This window comes from Acinetobacter sp. V104_13 (assembly GCF_031798995.1).
Classification (GTDB): domain Bacteria; phylum Pseudomonadota; class Gammaproteobacteria; order Pseudomonadales; family Moraxellaceae; genus Acinetobacter; species Acinetobacter pittii.
The window spans coordinates 302,329-325,584 of sequence record NZ_JAVQNP010000027.1 but is presented as its reverse complement, the minus strand read 5'-3'; the positions used below and the strand labels follow the sequence as shown (position 1 = coordinate 325,584).

The following is a 23,256-nucleotide window of genomic DNA, read 5'->3' as shown; positions in this document are numbered from 1 at the left end:
CATTGCTCTCATCAATTTGTCACATGCATTTCTTACACATCTTGTCATGAAATATAATCTGAGTTTATAAAAACTGTTAGACAATCATATCAACCATGTTTTAAACATTCTTTTTAAAGACAACAATTTTTGTTGTTGAAATAAGTAATACGTCGCCATTTTGATTTAAGGCTTGCGTAACGTAACTTACAATACCACGATCTAATTTTGTTTTGGATGGTGTGATCGCTGAAATTTCTGCTTCCACATGAATTTTATCACCTGGCCGAGTGGGGCGTGGCCACCGTAAGCTAGATTCTGAACCAATTAGGCCGCCATGAATCGGCATACATTCCGTCCATAACCGCATAGTAATTGCAGAAGTATGCCAACCGCTAGCAGCAATTCCTTGAAAAATTGGATCGTGCTTAGCTTGTTCTTCATCTATATGGAAGGGTTGAGGGTCATAGGAGCTTGCGAATTTTTTGATTTCATCTAAGGTAATTTCATATTCACGGCTAATGAAACGATCACCAATTTTCAAATCTTCTAAATAAAGCATTAATCTTGACCCTGTAATACTTTTTGTTCAATTAGGAAACCCCCTGTTTGACGTTTCCATAACTGTGCGTATATACCATTTTGCGCAATTAACTCTTCATGAGTTCCTTGCTCAGCAATTCGACCTTCATCAAGAACGATTAAACGGTCCATTTGTGCAATAGTAGATAAACGGTGTGCAATTGCAATAACGGTTTTATCAACCATCAGGTCATTTAAACTTGACTGAATTGCTGCTTCAACTTCTGAGTCTAAGGCACTAGTTGCTTCATCTAAAATAAGAATAGGAGCATCTTTTAAGAATACACGTGCAATGGCAATACGCTGTCTTTGACCACCAGAAAGTTTAACACCACGTTCACCTACTTGAGCGTTATAACCACTACGTCCTTTTAAATCAACTAATTGCGGAATAAATTCAGCAGCTTTGGCTTTATTTACAGCATTCTCCATGTCTGCATCAGATGCATCTGGGCGACCATATTTAATATTTTCTGCAACTGAGCGATGTAATAAAGACGTATCTTGAGTAACTAAAGCAATATTAGCTCTTAAACTATCTTGAGTTACATCTTCGATGTTTTGGCCATCAATTAAAATAGCACCTTGCTTAAGATGGTAAAAATGTAAAAGCAACTGAATCAGCGTAGACTTTCCTGCGCCAGAACGGCCCACAATTCCTATTTTTTCACCTGCTCTAATATGCAAGTTGAAGTGATCAATCACATTTTTATTGTTATAAGCAAAACTTACATCTTTAAATACAATCTCACCTTTGGTCACTGCAAGTGGTTTCGCATCTGGTTTGTCTTGAATATTGATTTTTTTACCTAATGTTTGCATACCATCTTGGATGGTTCCAACATTTTCAAATAAGGCTGACATATGCCACATCATAAATTCAGCCATACTATTAAGTTTTAAAATCATTGCAGTAGTTGCTGCGATTACACCTAATGCTGCTAAACCTTGGGTCCATAGCCACACAGAAGTACCAATTACACCTACAAACAAAACAGCAGACAACATATTGATGCTGACTTCAAAGAGAGTGCCTAAACGCATTTGGGCATAGACTGTGGTCATAAACTCTTTCATCGATGCTTTTGCATATTGGCTTTCACGACCAGCATGAGCAAATAGTTTTACTGTTTGGATGTTGGTGTATGCATCTGTTACGCGGCCCGTCATGATCGCTCTAGCATCTGCTTGTTGTTGAGAAACTTTACTTAAGCGGGGGATGAAGAACCATGCACTTAATAAGAATAGACTTAACCAAACTAAAAGTGGAATAAGTAAAATTGGTGAAATTGCGCCAAGAACAATGCTGACTGTAATGAAGTAAATGCTGACGTATGCCAACATGTCACCCAAAATAATCCAGAACTCACGGATTGCTAATGCTGTTTGCATAACCTTCGCAGAAAGTCGTCCTGCAAAGTCGTTATGGAAAAAGTCTAAGCTTTGTTTCAACAAAAGATTATGGAAACGCCAGCGCAAACGCATTGGGAAGGTGCTATATAAAATCTGATGTTTGATAATAGATTGAATATTTACAAAAAAGATGTTGGTAAATAAGACCGCAATCAAAATGAGTAAATCAGTAGCATGCTGACTTAAAAAGCTTTCCGGATGACTTTTACTTAACCAGTCTACGAGTTGTCCAATCTTTGAAAAAAGTAAGGCTTCAAAGCTTGCAGCACCTGCTGTAAAAAGAATGAGTAAGAATAAATAAGGGCGTAGGCCTTCCGTAGCTTGCCACACAAATGGGAAAAAACGAGTCGGTAAAGGTTCATCTAAACCTTTAGTTGGGTAGGGATCTACAAGTTTTTCAAACCACTTCAGCATGAATTACTACCTTTGACACAAAAGCCACTTAATTAAATCTTTGCAATTTAATTTGCAAAAAGTCAGTTAGATCAATATCACTTAGGGTTTTGATCTTGTGAATATATGCAAATACACATGAACTGATAATGTTGTACGTCTTAAATTAATACATGACGCAAAAATGGAGACTCGAAGAAATCTTCAAGAACGTCGCGAGGACTAAAAATATTATTCATTATATCGAGATTAATAGATAAAGGGTGAAGGAATTTATTCTTTAAGTATTTTTTATTAGTATTTTGAACATTTGTTAAATTATTACAGCTACACATATTAGAAAAGGCCTTTAGATTTTGGTCATAAAGGCCTAAGTATCGTATTACCACATTAAGTCATCTGGAATAACATATGCTGCATATGGATCTTCCTCATCAGTGGCTTGTTCGTTTTTCTCAGCATTATTAATCAAAATGAAGCCTTGCATTTTTTGATCAATTTTTTCACCTAAAGCTTTTGGAAGATAGGCGTATTGATCTTGATCTTTAGCAATAACTAGGCTACCTGCAACAAGTGCATTATAAACTTGCTGAGATAGATACACTTTTTTGATTTTATTTTCATCAATAAATTGATAAGCTACATCCCCAGCAAAATCAGTAATTTTGTGCTGCTTAATCATCTGAATGATTGATGCTTTAAGTGCTCTTTCTTCAAGCTGTTTCTGTTTTTCTAAATTTAAAGCCTGATCTTTAGCTAACTTTTCTTGTTGAGCTTTTTCAATATTTGCTTTGATTTCAGCTTCATTACTTAGCCCAAGACGTTGTTCGTGATGAGCTTGCTTTGTTAATTTTTTTGCTTTTTTATTATCAACTAAACCAGCTTTTAATAGCTGTGCTTGTAAGGCATTTTTAACCATGTCTTAGTCCTTGTGTGAAGTTGAAGTACTATAGAGATAAACTATCCAGTAAGAAATACTTAAGGCTAAGCTTAAAATTGCTGGCAACAAAAATGATTGTAGTTTCAAATATGGATGTACTGAAGCTGCAAGAATTCCACCCAGTAAGAAGCCAGCAAGAATAAGTAAATGTAAAACAATACGTCGATTTTCTACAATTAAGCCTCTGGCTTTATACCCAAGTGCTAAACCAATATCAGTCAGCACACCAGATAGATGGGTGGTGCGAATAATTGTTCCTTTGTAGTGGCTTACCATCGCATTCTGTAAACCCATTGCCGTACAAGCCCATAATAATCCATAGCGTGGAAAATAAGGAAGCAATAACCAGCAAAGGAAAATGAATAACGCAACAAGGCTCAAAGGTAAGCCATAACGACGACCTAGTCGAAAATGACTGCTACCTAAAATAAAACCACTATAAAATGAACCGCAAACATAGCAAATAATCACTAGAAGTAAAAAAATGATATGTTCGGGTTGCCACGCTACCAAACTCATAGCCAGCATACTAACGTTGCCAGTCATATGTGAAATAGATTGATGCAAAAGAGTAATTAACCCTAATACATTAATCATTCCGGCATTAAAAGCCAGTAAAAAGGCTCCAAGTTGGAACCAGTTTGGTAGACGTTGAAATGGCATTTTGTTTAAGACGTTTGTTTAGAGCGAATATCTACAGCTGCAGTAAATAATACATCTGTAGATGAGTTAAGGGCTGTTTCTGTAGAGTCTTGCAATACACTGATAATCATACCAACCGCTACAACTTGCATCGCAATTTCTGTTGAAATACCAAATAGACTACAAGCTACAGGAATAAGTAGTAAAGAACCACCAGCAACACCAGAAGCACCACAAGCTGAAATAGTAGCAACAACTGATAAAATAACCATTGTCGCAAAATCAACATGAATACCAAGCGTATGTACAGTAGCTAATGTAAGTACAGTAATCGTGACTGCTGCACCTGCCATATTTACTGTTGCACCTAAAGGAATAGACACACTAGCTGTAGATGGGTTAACACCTAAACGCTCTGCCAAATCTAAGTTAACTGGAATGTTTGCTGCTGAGCTTCGAGTAAAGAAAGCTGTAATACCACTTTCTTTTAGACACTTGAATACGAGAGGGTATGGATTTCCACGTATAGTAAGGGCAACAAGAATAGGATTGATAACTAAAGCAACAAAGAACATGGTACCTAACAATACCACTAATAATTGTGCATAGCTTTCAAGTGTTGCAAGACCGGCATCGGCAAAAGTCACAGCAACTAATCCGAAAATACCGACTGGTGCAAAAGCAATTACTTTATGAATAATAGCGCTTACAGCATGTGAAACATCCTGCATCACTTGTTTTGTGGTATCTGAACTATGGCGCATAGCTAAACCTAGGCCAATTGCCCAAGCTAAAATACCAATAAAGTTAGCTTCACTAATTGCTTGAACAGGGTTCGCAATAAAGCTTAAGAGCAAGTTTTTTAATATATCTGCGAGACTACCAGGCGCTTGTAAGTCATTATGTGAAACTGTATTGAGGAATAATGTGCTTGGAAAAGAAAGACTGACAATCACAGCTGTGAAAGCTGCAAGCAACATACCTGCCACATATAGAATCATAATTGGGCGTAAATTGGCGCTATGACCCACTTGGAAGTTGGCAATAGAAGAAAGCACCAATACAAAAACTAAAATAGGGGCAACCGACTTTAAGGCTTTAATGAAAAGCTCACCAAATAAACTTAAGTAAGGCGTAACGTTCGGAAATAGTAATGCAACGCCTATCCCTAGAATAATGGCGATAATAATCTTAGTGACTAAGCTTAATCGAGAAAAGAATGCAAGCATATAAAGGCCTTATTAACCTAATCATGGCTAAAGGTTGAACAAGCGGAGTATTTTATACTTAAGTGATGTGAATCTTAAGCTTTTTTATAGCACCTATAAGTATTTATACTTGATGGTAATATTAAATAATTGTTTTTATTGGTCTTAATTTAATATTTTAAATTTTATAGTTGGTGGTTTTGCTTGTTAATTGCTCATTAAAAAACTAGGTATATCAAAAAGCTGTGAAAGCATGGAATAGGCTAAAGACAATATAGGGTCAAAAAGTTAAATATGGTTGAGCTTTTTAGAAAAGCTACGCGAATTTTCAAAACTTTGTGCTTGGATTGGACTCTAAGCTTTCAAGCTGAAAAATCGCATATTTCAGGAAGTTACTACTATTATTATAAATTTATAATTTAAAAATATTATTTACTTGCACAGTACAGCTGATGAAGCGTATTTAAAATTGAATGCATATTGTCATCCTTAATTGAATAAAAAATTTGCTTGCCATCACGCCGGGTTGATACAACATCACTTTTGCGTAGCATCATAAGTTGTTGTGAAAGAGTGGGCTGGGTAATTTGGGTTTTCTCTTCAATTTGAGAAACATTTAACTCCTCATAAGCTAAGTGACATAAAATTAATAAACGATCTGTATTAGCCAAAGATTTAAGAATTCCAACGACTGAATCAGCCGCATTTTTCATTTCTTCGATTTGGAGTCCATCTTTCATACTTTATACCTATATCAATATAGCGGGCATAGTATAGATTGATCTTATGAAAATGAATGTAGCAAAACTAATCAATCCAATTGTTTTTGTTGAAAAGCAATATAAGGGGAACTGATAAATAAGTAGTCTTTCTAATTAAAAACAACTATTTGTATTTCTTTTGTGTCTAAAATGTTTCTTTGTGTTATAAGTGTAATTGTTAAGTATAAGTGAAACGAGGTCAATCTAAAACAATTCCAATTTGCTTCCAATAAATAGTTAAATCTAATTTATCTTGAGATAAATCATAAAAAAGGATTGAGTTTTTATTTTTTAAATATATAATCTTTTTTGTACAGACAGGTCTGTATATTTTGGTTCAGTAAGGTCGAAAAAAACGTCTAATTGTGAGCCAAAATGACTTTCAGACGCAGCGTGATACATAAGAAGAATCATTAAATATAAGAAGAAGAATATCACGCTTTATTTTTATGCCGCTCTTTCGAAATCGATTAATTTTTCTACTCGAGTCCAGTAATCATTAATTTTTATTGAACCATGTTCGACTTGAGCCTGTATGGTCATACCTTCCAAAATATTAACGAGTAGTAAAGATAGGGGAACTGGCTCTTTTACATCATACTGGTTAAGAAGATTTTGCATGAGTTGGGTCAACCAAGCTTTATACAAAGTGGCAGGTTGATGTGTTGAAGGATATTGTTTTAAAACCTCTTCCAAGGCTTTTTGAAACATGCAGCCATTAAAATCTTCACTATTAAACCAGTCGGAATACCATAAAAATACTGCTTTAATTCTCGCAAGAGGGTCTAACTCATCATGTTTTGATAAGGCAGAAGTAAGAGAGTTTTGTAGAAGCGTATTTCGAAGAAGTAGACACTCTTCAATTAATTTTTCTTTTGATGGAAAATGCTTATAGAAAGTCATTTTTGCAACGCCAGATTCATTAATGATGCGATCTACACCTATAGAATTATAGCTATACGAGTTAAAAAGTCTTAATGCAGTGTTAATAATGTCATCTTTTTTCGACATATTTTAGCCTCTCACAAATGAATTGCTATTAGCTTGAACGGTGATCTTTATCAATGAGAATCTAGATAATTTAATTTTACAAGGTATTGTTTGTTATTGATAGAAAAAAGATATTATTTTTTTAAACGCTGAAGTTTTACTTTTAAGGGAAAGGTAAAGAGTTTTAGGCTATATATTTAAATAATTATACTCCTTTTTTCAAAATCTTTTAACTTCAATATTTTTGCGATAAATCGATTTTAAAATTTAAAAGGGAAATTAATAAACAAAAAACAAATCTATTTTTGAGTTTGTCGGCCAATTTAAAAATGGACTTCCCATTGCTTTGAAAAGTCCACTTTTATTAAAGTTTCTTACTCTGAAGGAGGTAAAAGCATCAAAATAGATTCATTGAGTAAGTAAGCAACATTTTCAAGGATTTCAAGCTCATTAAATTCGCTATTGAAAGCTAAGCTTTCTCCATCAGCAATAGCTTTTAATTTTGGTGCGAAAGTTTCAGCTATACATAGCGCTTCGCCATTTCCCCAGAAGTTTAGAATTCCGTTATTTTCTGTATAAAGTAGGCGAGAGGCAGGTTCTAATAGAACTTCATAACCTTCATGTAAGATCTCTTGAAGATCATCGGCTTCGATCTCATCAGGTTCTGGAATATTATCTGGATATTTAGGTTCGCTCATATATGACATGATTGCTGCATCAAGTGCTGCAGAGTCTTGCAACTGAGCTAAAACTAAGTCTTTTAGATAGCTTAGTTCAGTTGAGTTAATTTCACCAATTTGACTCATTTGTTTGCGTGCGATATCTACAACAGGATTTTGAAGTAAAGTATTAGCTGAAAATTGATCGCTAATACGTTCCATCATTCCTGCAACGTTTGGCATGCGAAAGCCAAATGAGAAAGTTAGGCAGTCATCTTCGGCGACCCCATAATGTGCCATTCCAGGTGGAACATAGAGTAAATCGCCTGGTGCTAAAACCTCATCAAATTGCACATCTATTTCTGGTAAGAGTTTTAGTGGTTGATTGGGTACAAATGCAGTATTTACATCGCACATTTGACCTAGTTGCCAGCGACGATGACCATGACCCTGAACTAAAAACACATCATAGAAATCGAAATGTTTCCCAACTGAACCACCCTTAGGTGCATAAGACACCATAATATCGTCGCGGCGCCATTGAGGAATAAAAGGAAATTTTTTCCAAAGTTCAGAAAGATCAAAAGAGTAGTGATCTACTGCTTGTACTAAAATCGACCATAATTTTGGTAGCTTTTGAAAATCACCTTTGGTTAAAGGTGAAGACTTTACGTGCCATTCATTTGGATTTTTATCTTTTTGGCGAATCAGTCTGGCACTTGCATGTTCTTCCAAGGCAAGTTCTTGCACATCCTGGGGTTGTAAAAGACCTACAATCTCTGGCAATCCGTTACGCACCAGTAAAGGTTTTTTCTGCCAATACTCTGCTAAAAATTGCTCGGCAGTAATGCCGCCTAAAACTGTTAAAGGTTCTGTCATGGAAATAACCTATTTATAAAATATCTAGAATTAAGGAATTTGTAGATCAAGTTGCCTTAAAATATGGCAAAGTTGAATCATAGGAAGACCCATCAGTGTGGTCTGGTCTTGGCCTATCATTTTTTCAAACAAGCTAATTCCTAAACTTTCACACTTAAAGCTGCCAGCGCAATGTAGTGGCTGATCTAATAAAACGTATCGTTCAATTTCAGCTTGATTCAGGTTTCGAAATTTAACTTGATAATGTTCAACAAGCGTTTGTTCAAAGTTTCTATCGAGCCATTGCACGCTAAGCGCTGTACTAAAAAAAACAGTTCGACCAGAATTTTCGGCTAGTTGTGCTTTAGCATTTTCACTAGTCATCGGTTTGCCAATAAAGTCATGCGGAGCATGTTCTTGCCAAGCAACTTGATCTGAACCAATAACGATGGCTGATGGGTTCTGTTCAGCAATCACTTGAGCTTTTGTGAAAGCGAGCCTTTTTGCAAGTTCATCGGCATGGGTTTCATCGCGAGGACTTTCATCAATATCGGGACTAATACAAATATAATTAATTCCAAGACGGTCCATTAAGTCTTTGCGAGTTTGACTACTCGATGCCAAAATAATTTGTGGCTGAACCATTACACTGCAAATTCCATTAATACATCTAAAGGTACATAGCTTAATACAGCTTGATGACATGCATGTATTTTAATAGGAGGGGCTTCACCAGCTTGATAAGCCTCTACCCAGCGAGTTACGCAGATACACCAGAAATCACCCGGTTTCAGACCAGGGAAACCTACTTCTGGCAAAGGAGTAATAAGGTCATTACCAATTTTCTGAGAGAAATTTAAGAAATCAGAGGTCATTTGTGCACATACGGTGTGCTGACCAAGGTCTGTTACTGCTGTGTGGCAGAAACCATTTCTAAAATAGCCTGTAATAGGGTCAAAGCAACAACTTGCTAAAGGTTCCCCTAAAACATTTAAGCGATTGATTTGTGGATCTGGATGAATAGACATAATGGGTGAAATATCAAATAACTACCTCTATCATAATCAAAACTGGGGCTTTCTACAGCTTTTATGCAAAAAAACTAACCTTTTTTGATGTAATCATTTAAAATTGGCGCGTTTTTAAAATCATAAAGAGAGCTTTACATGAATTTTCAGCGTATGACTGACCTTAACTTAACAGGCAAACGTGTCCTTATTCGTGAAGATTTAAACGTTCCTGTCAAAAATGGTGTGATTACTAGCGATGCTCGCTTACGTGCAGCATTACCAACTATTAAAGCTGCTTTAGATAAAGGCGCAGCAGTGATGGTATGTTCACATCTAGGTCGTCCTGTTGAAGGTGAACCAAAGCCAGAACAATCACTTGCACCAGTCGCTGCTTATTTAACAGAAGTATTGGGCCAAGAAGTTAAATTATTAACAGATTATCTAGAAGGCGTTGAAGTTGAAGCTGGTCAAGTTGTATTGCTTGAAAATGTACGCTTTAACCATGGCGAAAAGAAAAATAATCCAGAGCTCGCTCAAAAATATGCTGCATTATGTGACGTATTTGTTATGGATGCATTTGGTACTGCCCATCGTGCAGAAGCATCTACTGAAGGTGTAGCTCGTTTCGCTCCAGTTGCTGCTGCTGGTCCTTTGTTGGCTGCTGAGTTGGATGCACTAGGCCGTGCAATGCAAACTCCTGAAAAACCAATGGTTGCAATTGTTGCTGGTTCTAAAGTTTCAACTAAACTCGATGTTTTAAACTCACTTTCTAGTATCTGTGATCAACTGATCGTTGGTGGCGGTATTGCAAATACATTCTTAGCAGCTGCTGGCTTTAACGTTGGTAAATCATTATATGAAGCTGACTTGGTTGAAACTGCTAAACAAATTGCTGCTAAAGTAAGTGTCCCACTTCCTACAGATGTTGTAGTTGCGGATGCATCGCAAATTAATTTTGAAGATTTCTTAGGTTCTTTAGCAGCAGCTCAAGCTGTTGTGAAGAAAGTAGAAGATGTGACTGCAAATGATATGATTTTAGACGTTGGTCCAGAAACAGCTAAAGCATTTGCTGATATTTTAACAACATCAAAAACGATCCTTTGGAATGGTCCGGTAGGCGTATTTGAAGTAGATCAATTTGGTGAGGGTACCAAAGCGCTTTCTCTTGCGGTCGCTCAATCGGAAGGATTCTCGATCGCTGGTGGTGGAGATACATTAGCTGCGATTGATAAATATAACGTCGCTGATCAAATTGGTTATATTTCTACAGGTGGTGGTGCATTCCTTGAGTTTGTTGAAGGAAAAACATTGCCAGCAGTTGCTGTTTTGCTTGAACGTGCTTAATACTGTTATATAGAAATAAGAAGGGATTGGGTAACCAATCCCTTTTTCATTGATAAGTCATTAAACTGTCATATATTTGCAATAAAATGTCGAGTATTAAATCACCAACTGTGGAAAATAGTGATGAATTTAAAGCTTACATTTGCTGCTATGTTAATTGTACCGATGATGTTGACTGCTTGTGCTAAGAAAGATGAAGCATCTCAAGCGGGGCAAGAATCAGCTGCATCTACTGCTGTTTCTGAAAAAGTAACGCCTGAGCAACAAGCAGCAATTGATGCGATTGATAAGCCAGTTCTAGATGAAAAGAATACAGATGTGGTTGAAGGTAGTGCGCCAAGTGAGGCTGCTGCTTCAGAAACACATTAATTTGTTGTTTTTTGTTAAAAAATCCCTGCAAATGCAGGGATTTTTTTTGAAATACTGTGATTTGTTGCTGAATTGAAATAAATGACAGGGTAGAATAAGCCGCACTACCTGGGAGGATATTATGGCACTCATTTCAATGCGCCAGCTCTTGGATCACGCTGCTGAACATAACTACGGCGTACCAGCATTTAACGTAAATAACTTAGAACAAATGCGTGCAATTATGCTTGCCGCGGATGCAACCAATTCACCTGTAATTGTTCAAGCATCAGCTGGAGCTCGCAAATATGCAGGCGCTCCATTCTTACGCCATCTTATTTTGGCTGCAATTGAAGAATGGCCGCATATTCCAGTGGTAATGCATCAAGACCATGGAACAAGCCCCGATATCTGTCAGCGTTCAATTCAGCTTGGCTTTAGCTCAGTGATGATGGACGGTTCATTAGGTACAGATGGTAAAACACCTACTTCTTACGAATACAATGTTGATGTAACTCGTAATGTCGTTGCTTTAGCGCATGCATGTGGTGTTTCTGTCGAAGGTGAGATTGGCTGTTTAGGTAGCCTTGAAACTGGTATGGCTGGCGAAGAAGACGGTGTTGGTGCTGAAGGTGTACTTGATCACTCACAACTTCTTACTTCTGTTGAAGAAGCGACTCAGTTTGTTGCCGATACTAATGTAGATGCATTAGCGATTGCTGTAGGTACTTCACATGGTGCTTACAAGTTCACTCGTCCACCTACAGGCGATATCTTGGCAATTGACCGCATTAAAGAAATTCATGCAGCGTTACCAAATACTCATCTTGTTATGCATGGTTCAAGTTCTGTGCCGCAAGAATGGTTGAAAGTAATCAATGAGTTTGGCGGTGATATTAAAGAGACTTATGGTGTACCTGTTGAGCAGCTTGTAGAAGCAATTAAACATGGTGTGCGTAAGATCAATATCGATACAGACTTACGCTTAGCATCTACTGGTGCAATTCGTCAGTTTATGGCTGAAAACCCAGCTGAATTCGATCCACGTAAATACTTTGCTAAAACTGTAGATTCAATGAAGCAAATTTGTATTGATCGTTATGAAGCGTTTGGTACAGCTGGAAATGCTGACAAGATTCGTCCGATTTCTTTAGAGAAAATGGTTGATCGCTATAAATAATTCCCGTCAGGGTTTAATTTATAGAAACCGGTTATTTATATAACCGGTTTTTTATTACATACATTTCATTCATAAAAAAACCTGTGATAAACACAGGTTTTGATGGAGATAAAAAGACTTACTTTTGTAAGTTCTTTTTATCTAGACTTGGATCTTTGATTTCTACATATGCATTTGCACGTACTTCACGTAACCAGCTATCAATCTCAGTGTTAAATTGGCGTTCACCTAAAATTTGACGTGCCATACGCTCTTGATATTCGTGCGTCATATCTTTTTCACGTTTCTCTGTTACTTGTAAGATATGCCAGCCGAATTGAGTTTGGAAAGGTTCGCTAATTTCACCTACTGGAATTTCCTGCATTTTTTTATCAAATTCAGGAACCATCATTCCAGGTGTTACCCAACCCAAACTTCCACCATCACGTGCTGAGCCTGTGTCATTTGAATAGGTTGCTGCAAGTGTTGCAAAATCTTGACCAGCTTTTAAGCGTTTATAGATGTTATCAATAATTTGCTTAGCATTCTCAAGAGTCACTACTTCAGATGGCTGAATGAGAATGTGGCGGGTTTGAAATTGAGGTACTAAAGCTTTTTGCTCATTTTGTTTGCGTTCAAGAAGCTTTAAAACATGTACACCATCACGTACTGAAACTAAGTCAGTCGTTTGACCATCTTGTAATGGTGTAATACGAGCCGCAAGTTCAGCAGGAATATCAGACAGTGGGCGGAAACCCATATCAGCACCTTCAACTTTTACATTTGCAGTTGAAAGTTTTTTCAAAGCATTTATATCATTACTTTGAGCAAGCTTTGAACGCACTTCTTGAGCTACAGATTGAACTTCTTGTGCATTGTCACCAGAAATGCGCATATGAATTACATGTGCTTGATTACCTAGCGCAGCTTGTCCCTGAGGTGATTTTAAGAAGTTTTCTACATCTTGATCACTAATTTTAATACGAGACATCACTTGTTGTTGGCGCAAACGGCTAATCGCTAAATCTTCAGCGATTCGGCCACGTAAACTTTCATAAGTTCCCGGAGCCATAGCATCTAATTTTTGCTGGAAAGCTTCTAAACTTTTACTTCCAGATTGACTTGCTACTTTTAAGACTGCTTCATTTAAGCTTTTTTCATCAGGTTTGATGCCATATTTTTTAACTTGTTCAAGTTGTGCCTCACGCAAGATGAGTTGATCTAATACCTGAAACTGTAAGTATTGCTGAGGTGGCACTTCTTTCTTTTGAGCTTGCAGTTCATGAGCTGCTTCAGCCATACCTTGTTGAAGATCGCTTTTTAAAATTACGCTATTGTCCACAATTGCCACAACTTCATCAGCGGGTTGGGCAAAACTATGCATTGATGAAGAGATTAGGGCAGCAAGTGTAGTTGCTTTAAAAAACTGTTTAAGATGCTTTGTCTTCATTAACGTTGTGTCCAAGATTGATTAATTTTGTTAAAACCTAAAACGCGATTTTCAAGTAAAGACGCGAGTTTATTGTTTAAACCACCTAAACCTTTTAGTGTAATTTCGGCCATGATCGCGCGCTTTTCACTAACATCTGGAGATTTTGGATCGTCTAGATCGTTATAGTATGAACGGCCATAGACAGAAATACCCCAGCAACATGACTCATAGTTAACTCCTAGCAAGAGTTCGCGGGCAACATCATTGTCCATGTCATATTGTACGTGGCCCATAATACGCCAATTGTCTTTAATTGGTTGTATAAACGATGCAACCACTTGGTCATAAGTATCTTGACGACCAGGAATGTCTTTACGATAGAAATAGCCTAAGTTATATAGATTTCCTTTATCACCTGTATAGTAAAGCTGGAAGTCACGTTGAGCATTGTCACCATTCGACATCCAAGCTGAGTTGGCAGCAATGGTAAAGTTTTGATTAAGTTGGCTAGATAGGCTAACAACAGGACCAGTGTTACGCTCGGTGTCAAATTCGTCTTGACCTTGTTTTAAAGTGACACGTCGATCTTCGAAATAGTAACTTTGGCCTACGCTTGCACGTAAACGTTCTAAACCTACTGTGTCAAAAAGGCTATAACTCACACCCAATGATAAAAAGTTGTTGTCTTCAAGGCGGTCATGACCATAAAAACGGTAAGGGTTAAATAATTGATCATAACTTACTGACGCAGTGGTTGAGTCAAAGTTAGGATAACCATCTTGATTTTTGTATGGCGCATATGCATAGAAAGCACGTGGTGTAAGTGTTTGTAAGTACTTACCATCACGTTCAAAGTTTAGCCCAGTGTCTAAAGTAAACTGAGGTACAACGACTGATTTATTTTCAGAACCGCCAGGGTTATTTAACTGAGTGTCTTTATCATAAAATGTTTGAATAGAACGTACAGAAACTTCAGGGATCACAAATGCTGCTGGTGTACGGTAATTATAGCGCGTTGCAAACTGGTTATAGAAACGTGTACCACTACTTTCTTGGGCAGAATCATCATTAATTGATTTCTTAAAGTATGCAGTATCGTTATTAAATTCGTATTGTAGTCCTAGTGGATTACCAGTGACGTAATTTAATAAGAATTGTGGTAAACGTGCATATGGTTTGTCTGCATCCTTAACTTGAGGATCAAGTGTCTGGAAATCTTCGACCTTAAGCTGTGCTTTTAATCCTGGAATACCATGTTGGTAGTTAAGTTCCCAAGCTCTACGTAAGTTAAGATCAGTTTTAGAGTTAGGACTGCTATCTAAGTCGGAGAAATAATCTTTATCAGATGCATAGTTATATTCGAGGTTAGTAGACCACTGGTCGTTGATATCCCAATTATGTAAAAAATGGAAATCTTTACGATCTTTGTCATCATAACCTTTGTCAGATGGCAAGATGCCACCCCACATTTCACCAGCACCAAAGCCATCAGTTAAATATCTAAATTCACCTTTTAGCATTGCACCGCGGTCTGCTAAATATCGCGGAGTAAGTGTCAAATCATAGTTAGGTGCAAGGTTTAGATAAACCGGAACAGAAAGCTCAACACCGCCATCGTTTGAGAAACCAAATTGTGGGTTGAGGATACCTGTAGTACGGCGGTCATCAATCGGGAAGTTAAAATAGGGAACAGCTAGAACAGGAACGTCCTTAACATATAATTTTGTTCCACGAGTTACGCCGCGTCCAGTTTCCTGATTTAACTCAATTTTATTGGCTTGGATTTTCCAACCAGGTTTTTGGCCTGGTGGGCAAGTCGTATAGGTTGCATCATTAAGAACCATAACATTTGGTGAGGTTCTTTCGATTTTTCCTGCATGACCATGGGCATGTTGCTGTTCAGAAATATAAAAACTATTGTCTAAATTCCCGGTTTGGGTTTTTAGGTTGTAATTAATTTCATCACTCTGTGAAAGTAACCCGCCTTGAGCTAACTGTACTCGACCTTGTGCATGCGCAAAGGTTTGGGTTTTATCAATCGTTACTTTGTCAGCACGAACTGTGCGTCCTTCCTGATCAATAACGACATCACCTTCTAAAACAGAATCACCCGCTGGATTGTAATGTCCGTAGTTAGCCGTAACGACAGAAGTCGCTTTGTCGGCATCTAAAGCTTTGGTCTCAGGGTTAATCGGTGTAACCCATGTGCCTTGGCAAAATGCCGAGCTTAAATATTTATTGTCACGAAGCTGGGCTTCAGGTGCAGATTTATCAACATAATATTGCTGAAAGAATTCTTGACCTGGGTAAGCTTCCTTAATGCTCGCTTTAAGTTGATTATTGTCTATATTGGAGACAACATCAGTTGACTCAGCATAACTTGATTGTATGGAGCCACATAAGAGCGTAAAAATAGCTGTCGCTAAAGGATTAAATTTAAACTGATGCTTCATTGTCTCATTAACCAAGTATGCTAATTCACAATTAATTATTGTCGCATCATAGAGAAAAAGTTTATAAGTGGCTACACTTAACCCTTCAAAAATCTCAGCTTGTTTTAGATTTTATTGCAAATGAATACACAACGTGAACAATTGATATATACATGGCTTACATCTGTTCTTGAAAATGATCAATTTAAGATCGCTTTTTTAGCAGGTGATGCAAGCTTCCGCCGTTATGCGCGTATCGAGTTACAAAATAAAACGTATATGCTCATGGATGCCCCTCCAGAAAAAGAAGACTGTGTTCCGTTTGTGACCATTGACGAGTTTTTTGCGAGCCATGGCGTACGTGTGCCTCAGATTGTTGCGAAAGATCTGGCTCAAGGTTTTCTATTGTTAGAAGACTTTGGTGATGTGCTTTTGTCGACATTATTAACTAATGAAACTGTTGATAAATACTACGAACAAAGTTTTAAACAACTTATTCAATTGCAATCTATTGACGGGACTAATCAGTTCCCAGCTTATTCTTACGAAAAATTAATGTCGGAAATGCATCTACTCACAGACTGGATGTTACCGTCGCTTTCTATTCAGCCGACTGCTGAACAGAAAAAAACGATTGATAATGCATTTGACTTCTTGGCTCATGCTGCATTAGCCCAACCACAAGTTATTGTACATCGAGATTTTCATAGTCGAAATTTGATGAAAATTACCGATGAGCAAGAATTAGGGGTAATCGACTTCCAAGATGCTGTTATTGGCGCTGATACATATGATCTAATTTCGATTACTCGTGATGCATATGTTCAATGGAACGCTGATCGTGTTTATCAATGGTTTAAAGTGTTTTATGACCTGTTACCAGCGTCGACTAAACAGAACCGTAGCTTTGATCAATTTAAACGTGATGCAGATTTAATGGCGATTCAACGCCATATTAAAATTCTAGGTATTTTTGTTCGCTTGTTTGAACGCGATGGTAAGTCAGGTTATTTGAAGGATTTACCACGTGTCATGTGGTATTTGCTTGAAGAAAGCCGTGGTTACGCTGAGCTTGAAGAGTTTATGGTATTTATGAATAACAACGTGATGCCTAAATTTATCGAGAAATATGGTAGCTATGAGGTAGCAGCATAATGAAAGCAATGATTCTTGCTGCTGGCTTGGGCAATCGTATGCGTCCACTTACGCTATATACACCAAAGCCTTTGCTCGAGGTGGGTGGTAAACCCCTTATTGTATGGCACATTGAAAAACTTAAGAAAATTGGTGTGACTGAAATAGTCATCAATTCTGCATGGTTGGCCGACAAACTTATCAGTAGTTTAGGTGATGGCTCTCAATTTGGTGTTGATATCCGTTGGACACGGGAGGATGAAGGGCTAGAAACAGCTGGTGGAATTATTAATGCTTTGCCACTGCTTGGAACAGATCCTTTTATTCTGGTGAATGGGGATGTATGGACCACAATGGATTTTGAAGGTCTGCGCCATATTAAGCTAAATGATGATTTGGCACATCTTGTATTGGTTGATAATCCTAAACAGCATCCTGAAGGCGACTTTACATTATTGGATGGGCGCGCTTTTACATTCGATCAAGATGTGACGGGCGAAAACCTCACTTTTAGTGGTCTATCTGTTATTCATCCTAAACTTTTTGACGGATTGGAAGCGGGTAAGCGTCCTTTAGCTCCACTATTGAAGCAAGCGATGCATAATCAGAAAATATCTGGTGAAAAGCTTAAAGGTGCATGGGTAGATGTGGGAACGCCTGAGCGTTTAATGGAGCTAGATTTGCAAATTCGTGAAGGCTTCTACGATTAAGTGTGTAATCCCTAATCGTTAACTAGTGTTCCACGATGCATAAATGGGTATACTTTGTTTTAAATTTTACTTAGATGTTATCTGTTTATGCATCCGTTTTTTCAAGAGTTACAACAGGGTAGTCAAAAATTAGGTTTATCGCTTAGCGATGAAGCTTTGACATTATTGTTGAAGTATCAAGATGCTTTGGTACTTTGGAACAAAGCTTATAATCTAACAGCGATTCGTGATCCGAAAGAAATGTTAGTGAAGCATTTGTTAGATAGCCTAAGTATTTTGAAAGATTTGCCAACAGGCCGTTTGCTTGATGTAGGTACAGGTGGTGGTATGCCGGGCATGATCATTGCTTTATGTCAGCCGGAACGCTCATGTGTATTACTTGATTCAAATGGTAAGAAAATTCGTTTTTTGAAACAGTTTATTGCTGACCTTAAGTTAAAAAACGTAGTAGCCGTGCAAACACGTGTTGAAAATCAAGATACAATTGATGAGCTTGGTCAATTTGATGTGATTACAAGTCGCGCTTTTGCTTCTTTAATGGATTTTGTGGATGCAGCTCAGCCATACTTGCATCAAAGCAGTATAATTGCAGCAATGAAAGGAGTTGTGCCAGTTGAGGAAATTGAGCAACTTAAGTATGACTTTTCATGTAAAGTGATTGAGCTGCGCGTACCAAGACTTGATGAACAACGTCATTTACTTTTACTTCAACGTATTTAAATAAAAAGTATTAGGGTTACCATGGCTCAAATTATTGCGATTGCAAACCAAAAGGGTGGTGTTGGTAAAACAACGACTGCAGTAAATCTTGCAGCGTCTCTAGCTGTATTAAAGAAACGTGTATTACTTGTAGATATGGATTCACAAGGTAATGCTACGATGGGGTCTGGTATTCAAAAGAACGATCTTTTGTATTCCATTACGGATGTTCTACTTGGTGAAGTACCAATTGAAACGGCCATTCAAAAAGCAGAAGTTGGATATAAAGTTTTAGGGTCTAATCGTGAACTTTCCGGTGTTGAGCTTGCTATTGCAGAACAAGAGGGCCGTGAATTCATTCTAAAAAATGCTTTGAATGAAATTCGAAACTCATTTGATTTTATCATTGTGGATTGTGCGCCAAGCTTGAGTTTGATTACTGTCAATGCTTTGGCAGCTGTAGATAGTGTAATCATTCCAATGCAATGCGAATATTATGCGCTAGAAGGTTTAGCTGATTTAACCCAGACTATAGATCGTATTCAAAAGGCATTAAATCCTGATTTAGAGATTATTGGTGTATTACGTACAATGTACGATGCACGAAATGCTTTAACACGTGATGTATCTGCTGAGTTAGAACAGTATTTCGGAAAAAAACTTTATGATACTGTCGTTCCGCGTAATGTTCGCTTAGCAGAAGCGCCGGCGCATGGTTTGCCTGTTATCTATTTTGAGAAAAGTTCTAAAGGTGCAGTTGCATACTTAAATCTTGCAGCTGAGATGTTGAAGAAAAGTAAAGTGAAGAAAGGAAGTAAAGTATGAGCATCAAAAAACGCGGATTGGCTAAAGGACGTGGTTTAGATGCATTACTTGGTTCAATTCAAAAAGAAAAATTACAACTGGAAGCACAGGCACTTGACCACGGACAGTTGAAACAAATTGATGTAAATTTATTGAAACGTGGTGAATATCAACCACGTCGCTTTATTCATGAGCATGATTTGCAAGAGTTAGCATCTTCTATTGAAAAACATGGAGTGATGCAACCTATTGTAATTCGTCCAGTTGATGATGAATCACATCCATACGAAATCATTGCGGGTGAACGTCGCTGGCGTGCAGCGCAACTTGCGGGTTTAACTGAAATTCCTGCAATTGTTCGTGATTTAAATGATCAGGTTGCCATTGCGTTAGCACTTATTGAGAATATTCAGCGTCAAGATTTAAATCCGATTGATCAGGCTATAGCCTTGCAGCGTTTTCATGATGAATTCGGTTTGAGCCATCAAGAAATTGCTGACACAGTAGGGAAAGCACGTACTACGGTAAGTAATTTACTTCGTTTGTTGAGTTTGGCGGATGAAATTAAAGATTTCATGCAGCAAGGCCAGCTTGATATGGGGCATGCTCGAGCTATCTTGACGTTAAAGGGTAAAGATCAATTAGACGTTGCTAAAATCGTAATTGAAAAAGGACTATCTGTTCGTCAAACAGAGCAATTGGTGCGTGATAGAAGTGAGCCTAAGCAGGAGAAGGAAAAAGCACCTGTAGCACCTGATATTGAACAATTGACACAAAAATTATCAGAGCGTTTTGGCGCTAATGTGAAAATTGATCATAATCAAAAAGGTAAGGGTAAGCTTGTTATTCATTACCATACCTTAGATGAGTTAGATGGCATTTTAAATATTTGTTTGCCTGATTAATTTGCATTTGGGTCATATATTTCTAATTTTATATTCTTGGGGAAGAAGATATGTGGGAACTTGTGAGAGCGGGTGGCTGGTTGATGCTGCCTTTAATTCTGTGCTCAATTTTAACTGTTGCGATCAGCATTGAACGTTTTGTTCGGTTAAGACGTTCACAAGTTCTACCCAAAGCATTAATTGATGATAGTTCGTTAAGAACTGAAGATATTGTGGAAAATTTGGAACAAAATGTAGAAGTGCAAAACAGCGCATTGGCTCACATTTTAAAAGCAGGTTTTAATCATCGTGAGCATGGCGAGCAATTTGCACGTGCACAAATGGAAGTAGCCGCTTCTCAAGAAATTTCTTATTTAGAGAAAAATATTAATTTTTTGGGGACTTTGAGTGCTGTGGCGCCTTTATTAGGGCTGCTTGGTACAGTAGTTGGGATTATTGAGTCATTCCTTGTGATTGATTTTGGATCGGCAGGTAGTCCAAGTTTAATGATTCCGGGTATTTCTAAAGCGCTTATTACTACAGCTGTGGGAATGTTAATTGCGATTCCTGCTTTAGTTGCCTATCGCTATTTCCAAAGATTAGTACAAGATTATATTGCTGAACTAGAGCAGCAATCGACTTTATTTCATGCCTCATTGTTCTATAAACGTTCCTCGTCTATAGCAGAACATCGTCGTGTTGGATGATGGGTGAATAGCCAGATGAAATTTAAACGTTCTCAGGTTGAAGACATTCATATCAATTTAACGCCTATGATTGACTGTTTGTTGTTCATTTTGGTTTTTTTATTACTATCGACTACTTTTAATCAGCCAAGTCGCCTCAATTTAACGTTACCAGATGCACAAGGTGTTCCACCAAAACAGTACGATCACAAAATTGAAGTCGTGGTAGACTCTTCTGGTCATTATGCTGTAAATGGTCAGGCACTTTCGTCTAAAGAGGTTGCTGATCTGAGTACTGCGATTAAGCAAGTTGCTCAAGAGCGCCGTGATTTTATGTTTATCATTGCTGCGGATGCCAAAGCGTCTCATCAGGATGTAATTCGCGTTATGGATGTAGCAGGACAACTCGGTTTTGTTAACATCAATATTAGTACCAAAGTTCCTTCTAGAGGTTTTTCTGAGTGAATCAAGATTTTAAGGTTTATTTGCGTCTCATAGCCTATTTAAAACCTTATTGGGGCGTGGCCTTATTAGTTCTTATCGGGTTCGGTATTAACTCAGCAACAGAAGTCTCCGTTGCTAAATTGATTAAATTTATTATTGATGCAATCCAAAATGGCAGTAGAGGTGATTTGGATTGGTTCCCATTATTAATCATTTTATTGGTTTTTTTCCGTGGTTTAGGCCTTTTTATGGGAGGTTACTATACTGCGGTGATTTCACGTAGTTTAGTTTTTAGTATTCGCCAAGAAGTTTATGCCAAACTTTTAAGACTACCGGCACAATATTACCTAGATAATTCATCTGGCCATATTACTGCCAAGATTATGTATAACGTTGAGCAGCTAACGGCAGCTTCTTCGGAGTCATTAAGAACCATTGTTAGGGATGGGATGATTACTCTGGGACTGTTAGGCTACCTGTTTTATACCAATTGGCGTCTTACGCTATGTATTTTTGTATTTTTACCTGTAATTGGTGTATTGGTACGTAAAGCTTCAAAACGTATGCGAAAACTCTCATTACAGGTTCAAGATACGATGGGTGACGTGAACCACGTTGTTCAAGAGAGTATCAATGGTAATGCTGTAGTAAAAACTTTTGCTGGTGAAGAGTCTGAACAAGAACGGTTCTATAAGTCATCAGAAGAAAACTTAAAACGTGGTTTAAAAATGGTAATTGTACAAAACCTGAATAGTCCTGTGGTTCAGGTAGTAATGGCTTGTGCGATGGCCCTTATTGTATGGTTAGCTTTACGACCACAGATTTTAGGTAATACTAGTGCTGGTGAGTTCGTGGCTTACCTTACAGCTGCTGGTTTATTAGCAAAACCAGTAAAAAACTTAACTGACGTTAATGAAAAGTTACAACGTGGTTTAGCAGCAGCTCATTCTGTTTTTGAACTATTGGATTTGCCTGAAGAGCAAAATAATGGTCAGTTGAAACCTAAACTAAATGGTGCGATTCGTTTTGATCATGTGGCATTAAATTATGCTGATGGCGTACAGGCTATTAAAGATTTCTCTTTAGATATTCTTCCTGGTCAAACTGTAGCATTAGTTGGACGTTCAGGCGCTGGTAAAAGCTCATTAGTTAATATGTTGGTACGTTTCCAAGAAGTATCAAGTGGGCAAATTTACTTAGATGGTTTGCCAATTAATGACATTGAGCTTTCTTGTCTGCGTACACAAATCGCAATGGTAAATCAGCAAGTTGTATTATTTAATCGTACTGTTCGTGAAAACATTGCGTATGGTCAGTTGCAAGGTGCATCAGATGAGGAAATTCATGCCGCTGCAAAAGCTGCATATGCACATGACTTCATTATGAATTTACCAAATGGTTATGATACTGTTTTAGGTGCACAGGGCCTAAACTTATCTGGTGGTCAGCGTCAGCGAATTGCTATTGCTCGAGCAATTTTAAAGAATGCTCCAATACTAATTTTAGATGAAGCTACAAGTGCTCTTGATAATGAATCTGAACATTTTATTCAGCAAGCATTTGATGAAGCGATGCAAGACCGCACTACGATTGTCATTGCTCACCGTTTATCAACAATTGAGAATGCTGATCGTATTGTAGTGATGGATCAAGGACAAATTGTTGAACAAGGTACTCATCAAGAACTCCTCGCAAAACATGGTGCTTATTATCAATTACATCAGCGTAATTTCGAGGATAACTAA

At 37.7% G+C, this 23,256-nt stretch carries 23 protein-coding genes; 11 read left to right on the top strand and 12 right to left on the bottom strand.

Features of this window, described 5'->3' with window-relative positions; all coding sequences use genetic code 11:
- Positions 1-100 precede the first annotated feature (100 nt).
- From RMB06_RS14315 to RMB06_RS14270, 10 genes are all read right to left on the bottom strand, one after another.
- The gene (locus RMB06_RS14315; protein WP_002121358.1) at positions 101-541 is read right to left on the bottom strand and encodes a MaoC family dehydratase; all 441 of its coding nucleotides are present in this window, start codon (positions 539-541) and stop codon (positions 101-103) included.
- Entirely contained in the window at positions 541-2,388 is a 1,848-nt protein-coding gene (locus RMB06_RS14310; RefSeq protein ID WP_014206581.1) for an ABC transporter ATP-binding protein, read from the bottom strand. Before RMB06_RS14310 ends, RMB06_RS14315 begins: the two co-directional genes overlap by 1 nt.
- 361 nt (positions 2,389-2,749) lie before the next feature.
- A complete protein-coding gene (locus tag RMB06_RS14305; protein ID WP_311080051.1) occupies positions 2,750-3,286 on the bottom strand; it encodes a DUF2058 domain-containing protein in 537 nt (178 codons plus the stop codon).
- A 3-nt stretch (positions 3,287-3,289) separates the two neighbouring features.
- Positions 3,290-3,970 (bottom strand): YoaK family protein, encoded by a 681-nt coding sequence (locus RMB06_RS14300; RefSeq protein WP_311080050.1) that lies wholly within the window; start codon positions 3,968-3,970, stop codon positions 3,290-3,292.
- Between the two features lie 5 nt (positions 3,971-3,975).
- Positions 3,976-5,178: a serine/threonine transporter SstT gene (gene sstT, locus RMB06_RS14295; RefSeq protein WP_057070726.1), complete on the bottom strand. Its 1,203-nt coding sequence runs from the start codon at positions 5,176-5,178 to the stop codon at positions 3,976-3,978.
- A gap of 407 nt (positions 5,179-5,585) precedes the next feature.
- Positions 5,586-5,897 (bottom strand): metalloregulator ArsR/SmtB family transcription factor, encoded by a 312-nt coding sequence (locus RMB06_RS14290; RefSeq protein ID WP_002121379.1) that lies wholly within the window; start codon positions 5,895-5,897, stop codon positions 5,586-5,588.
- A gap of 468 nt (positions 5,898-6,365) precedes the next feature.
- A complete protein-coding gene (locus RMB06_RS14285; RefSeq protein WP_002121343.1) occupies positions 6,366-6,929 on the bottom strand; it encodes a TetR/AcrR family transcriptional regulator in 564 nt (187 codons plus the stop codon).
- 353 nt (positions 6,930-7,282) lie between these two features.
- Positions 7,283-8,446, bottom strand: a complete 1,164-nt coding sequence (locus RMB06_RS14280) for a cupin domain-containing protein (protein WP_311080049.1) — start codon at positions 8,444-8,446, stop codon at positions 7,283-7,285.
- A gap of 30 nt (positions 8,447-8,476) precedes the next feature.
- Positions 8,477-9,070, bottom strand: coding sequence for a Maf family protein (locus RMB06_RS14275; protein ID WP_311080048.1), 594 nt, complete (start codon positions 9,068-9,070; stop codon positions 8,477-8,479).
- Positions 9,070-9,453: a DUF2237 family protein gene (locus RMB06_RS14270; RefSeq protein WP_002121396.1), complete on the bottom strand. Its 384-nt coding sequence runs from the start codon at positions 9,451-9,453 to the stop codon at positions 9,070-9,072. Before RMB06_RS14270 ends, RMB06_RS14275 begins: the two co-directional genes overlap by 1 nt.
- Before the next feature lie 138 nt (positions 9,454-9,591).
- On the opposite strand from RMB06_RS14270, the gene RMB06_RS14265 reads away from it, so the two are divergent.
- The 3 genes from RMB06_RS14265 (at position 9,592) to fba (ending at position 12,307) form a co-directional block, all read left to right on the top strand.
- Complete coding sequence (locus RMB06_RS14265) at positions 9,592-10,779, top strand: phosphoglycerate kinase (RefSeq protein ID WP_057070728.1); 1,188 nt, start codon at positions 9,592-9,594, stop codon at positions 10,777-10,779.
- A 123-nt stretch (positions 10,780-10,902) separates the two neighbouring features.
- On the top strand, positions 10,903-11,148 hold the full coding sequence (locus RMB06_RS14260) for a hypothetical protein (RefSeq protein WP_002121463.1): 246 nt from the start codon (positions 10,903-10,905) through the stop codon (positions 11,146-11,148).
- Between the two features lie 121 nt (positions 11,149-11,269).
- Positions 11,270-12,307, top strand: a complete 1,038-nt coding sequence (fba, locus tag RMB06_RS14255) for a class II fructose-bisphosphate aldolase (RefSeq protein WP_002121428.1) — start codon at positions 11,270-11,272, stop codon at positions 12,305-12,307.
- Positions 12,308-12,425: 118 nt separating this feature from the next.
- On the opposite strand, the gene RMB06_RS14250 is transcribed toward fba, so the two are convergent.
- A complete protein-coding gene (locus tag RMB06_RS14250; RefSeq protein WP_311080044.1) occupies positions 12,426-13,736 on the bottom strand; it encodes a peptidylprolyl isomerase in 1,311 nt (436 codons plus the stop codon).
- A complete protein-coding gene (locus RMB06_RS14245) occupies positions 13,736-16,171 on the bottom strand; it encodes an LPS-assembly protein LptD (RefSeq protein ID WP_311080042.1) in 2,436 nt (811 codons plus the stop codon). Before RMB06_RS14245 ends, RMB06_RS14250 begins: the two co-directional genes overlap by 1 nt.
- A 120-nt stretch (positions 16,172-16,291) precedes the next feature.
- Between RMB06_RS14245 and RMB06_RS14240 the strand changes: the two genes are divergently transcribed.
- From RMB06_RS14240 to msbA, 8 genes are all read left to right on the top strand, one after another.
- The gene (locus RMB06_RS14240) at positions 16,292-17,305 is read left to right on the top strand and encodes an aminoglycoside phosphotransferase family protein (protein ID WP_069030651.1); all 1,014 of its coding nucleotides are present in this window, start codon (positions 16,292-16,294) and stop codon (positions 17,303-17,305) included.
- The gene (murU, locus tag RMB06_RS14235; RefSeq protein WP_002121402.1) at positions 17,305-17,994 is read left to right on the top strand and encodes an N-acetylmuramate alpha-1-phosphate uridylyltransferase MurU; all 690 of its coding nucleotides are present in this window, start codon (positions 17,305-17,307) and stop codon (positions 17,992-17,994) included. The genes RMB06_RS14240 and murU overlap by 1 nt, the downstream gene beginning before the upstream one ends.
- 87 nt (positions 17,995-18,081) lie before the next feature.
- Entirely contained in the window at positions 18,082-18,714 is a 633-nt protein-coding gene (gene rsmG / locus RMB06_RS14230) for a 16S rRNA (guanine(527)-N(7))-methyltransferase RsmG (RefSeq protein WP_311080038.1), read from the top strand.
- A gap of 21 nt (positions 18,715-18,735) precedes the next feature.
- Positions 18,736-19,518 (top strand): ParA family protein, encoded by a 783-nt coding sequence (locus RMB06_RS14225; protein WP_002121458.1) that lies wholly within the window; start codon positions 18,736-18,738, stop codon positions 19,516-19,518.
- A complete protein-coding gene (locus tag RMB06_RS14220) occupies positions 19,515-20,402 on the top strand; it encodes a ParB/RepB/Spo0J family partition protein (RefSeq protein ID WP_032034851.1) in 888 nt (295 codons plus the stop codon). The genes RMB06_RS14225 and RMB06_RS14220 overlap by 4 nt, the downstream gene beginning before the upstream one ends.
- A 50-nt stretch (positions 20,403-20,452) precedes the next feature.
- Positions 20,453-21,088, top strand: a complete 636-nt coding sequence (locus RMB06_RS14215) for a MotA/TolQ/ExbB proton channel family protein (RefSeq protein ID WP_311080037.1) — start codon at positions 20,453-20,455, stop codon at positions 21,086-21,088.
- Between the two features lie 15 nt (positions 21,089-21,103).
- Positions 21,104-21,532: a biopolymer transporter ExbD gene (locus tag RMB06_RS14210; protein WP_005069548.1), complete on the top strand. Its 429-nt coding sequence runs from the start codon at positions 21,104-21,106 to the stop codon at positions 21,530-21,532.
- The gene (msbA, locus tag RMB06_RS14205; protein WP_068611362.1) at positions 21,529-23,256 is read left to right on the top strand and encodes a lipid A export permease/ATP-binding protein MsbA; all 1,728 of its coding nucleotides are present in this window, start codon (positions 21,529-21,531) and stop codon (positions 23,254-23,256) included. Before RMB06_RS14210 ends, msbA begins: the two co-directional genes overlap by 4 nt.

What these genes read in the sequence shown, in the direction of transcription:
- RMB06_RS14310 (WP_014206581.1), bottom strand. Translation starts at nt 2,388, where the DNA reads ATGCTGAAGTGGTTTGAAAAACTTGTAGATCCCTACCCAACTAAAGGT.
- RMB06_RS14220 (WP_032034851.1), top strand. Translation starts at nt 19,515, where the DNA reads ATGAGCATCAAAAAACGCGGATTGGCTAAAGGACGTGGTTTAGATGCA.
- RMB06_RS14300 (WP_311080050.1), bottom strand. Translation starts at nt 3,970, where the DNA reads ATGCCATTTCAACGTCTACCAAACTGGTTCCAACTTGGAGCCTTTTTA.
- RMB06_RS14245 (WP_311080042.1), bottom strand. Translation starts at nt 16,171, where the DNA reads ATGAAGCATCAGTTTAAATTTAATCCTTTAGCGACAGCTATTTTTACG.
- RMB06_RS14285 (WP_002121343.1), bottom strand. Translation starts at nt 6,929, where the DNA reads ATGTCGAAAAAAGATGACATTATTAACACTGCATTAAGACTTTTTAAC.
- RMB06_RS14260 (WP_002121463.1), top strand. Translation starts at nt 10,903, where the DNA reads ATGAATTTAAAGCTTACATTTGCTGCTATGTTAATTGTACCGATGATG.
- rsmG (WP_311080038.1), top strand. Translation starts at nt 18,082, where the DNA reads ATGCATCCGTTTTTTCAAGAGTTACAACAGGGTAGTCAAAAATTAGGT.
- RMB06_RS14290 (WP_002121379.1), bottom strand. Translation starts at nt 5,897, where the DNA reads ATGAAAGATGGACTCCAAATCGAAGAAATGAAAAATGCGGCTGATTCA.
- RMB06_RS14305 (WP_311080051.1), bottom strand. Translation starts at nt 3,286, where the DNA reads ATGGTTAAAAATGCCTTACAAGCACAGCTATTAAAAGCTGGTTTAGTT.
- RMB06_RS14270 (WP_002121396.1), bottom strand. Translation starts at nt 9,453, where the DNA reads ATGTCTATTCATCCAGATCCACAAATCAATCGCTTAAATGTTTTAGGG.
- RMB06_RS14275 (WP_311080048.1), bottom strand. Translation starts at nt 9,070, where the DNA reads ATGGTTCAGCCACAAATTATTTTGGCATCGAGTAGTCAAACTCGCAAA.
- RMB06_RS14315 (WP_002121358.1), bottom strand. Translation starts at nt 541, where the DNA reads ATGCTTTATTTAGAAGATTTGAAAATTGGTGATCGTTTCATTAGCCGT.
- RMB06_RS14210 (WP_005069548.1), top strand. Translation starts at nt 21,104, where the DNA reads ATGAAATTTAAACGTTCTCAGGTTGAAGACATTCATATCAATTTAACG.
- RMB06_RS14280 (WP_311080049.1), bottom strand. Translation starts at nt 8,446, where the DNA reads ATGACAGAACCTTTAACAGTTTTAGGCGGCATTACTGCCGAGCAATTT.
- RMB06_RS14225 (WP_002121458.1), top strand. Translation starts at nt 18,736, where the DNA reads ATGGCTCAAATTATTGCGATTGCAAACCAAAAGGGTGGTGTTGGTAAA.
- RMB06_RS14240 (WP_069030651.1), top strand. Translation starts at nt 16,292, where the DNA reads ATGAATACACAACGTGAACAATTGATATATACATGGCTTACATCTGTT.
- RMB06_RS14215 (WP_311080037.1), top strand. Translation starts at nt 20,453, where the DNA reads ATGTGGGAACTTGTGAGAGCGGGTGGCTGGTTGATGCTGCCTTTAATT.
- sstT (WP_057070726.1), bottom strand. Translation starts at nt 5,178, where the DNA reads ATGCTTGCATTCTTTTCTCGATTAAGCTTAGTCACTAAGATTATTATC.
- fba (WP_002121428.1), top strand. Translation starts at nt 11,270, where the DNA reads ATGGCACTCATTTCAATGCGCCAGCTCTTGGATCACGCTGCTGAACAT.
- RMB06_RS14250 (WP_311080044.1), bottom strand. Translation starts at nt 13,736, where the DNA reads ATGAAGACAAAGCATCTTAAACAGTTTTTTAAAGCAACTACACTTGCT.
- RMB06_RS14265 (WP_057070728.1), top strand. Translation starts at nt 9,592, where the DNA reads ATGAATTTTCAGCGTATGACTGACCTTAACTTAACAGGCAAACGTGTC.
- murU (WP_002121402.1), top strand. Translation starts at nt 17,305, where the DNA reads ATGAAAGCAATGATTCTTGCTGCTGGCTTGGGCAATCGTATGCGTCCA.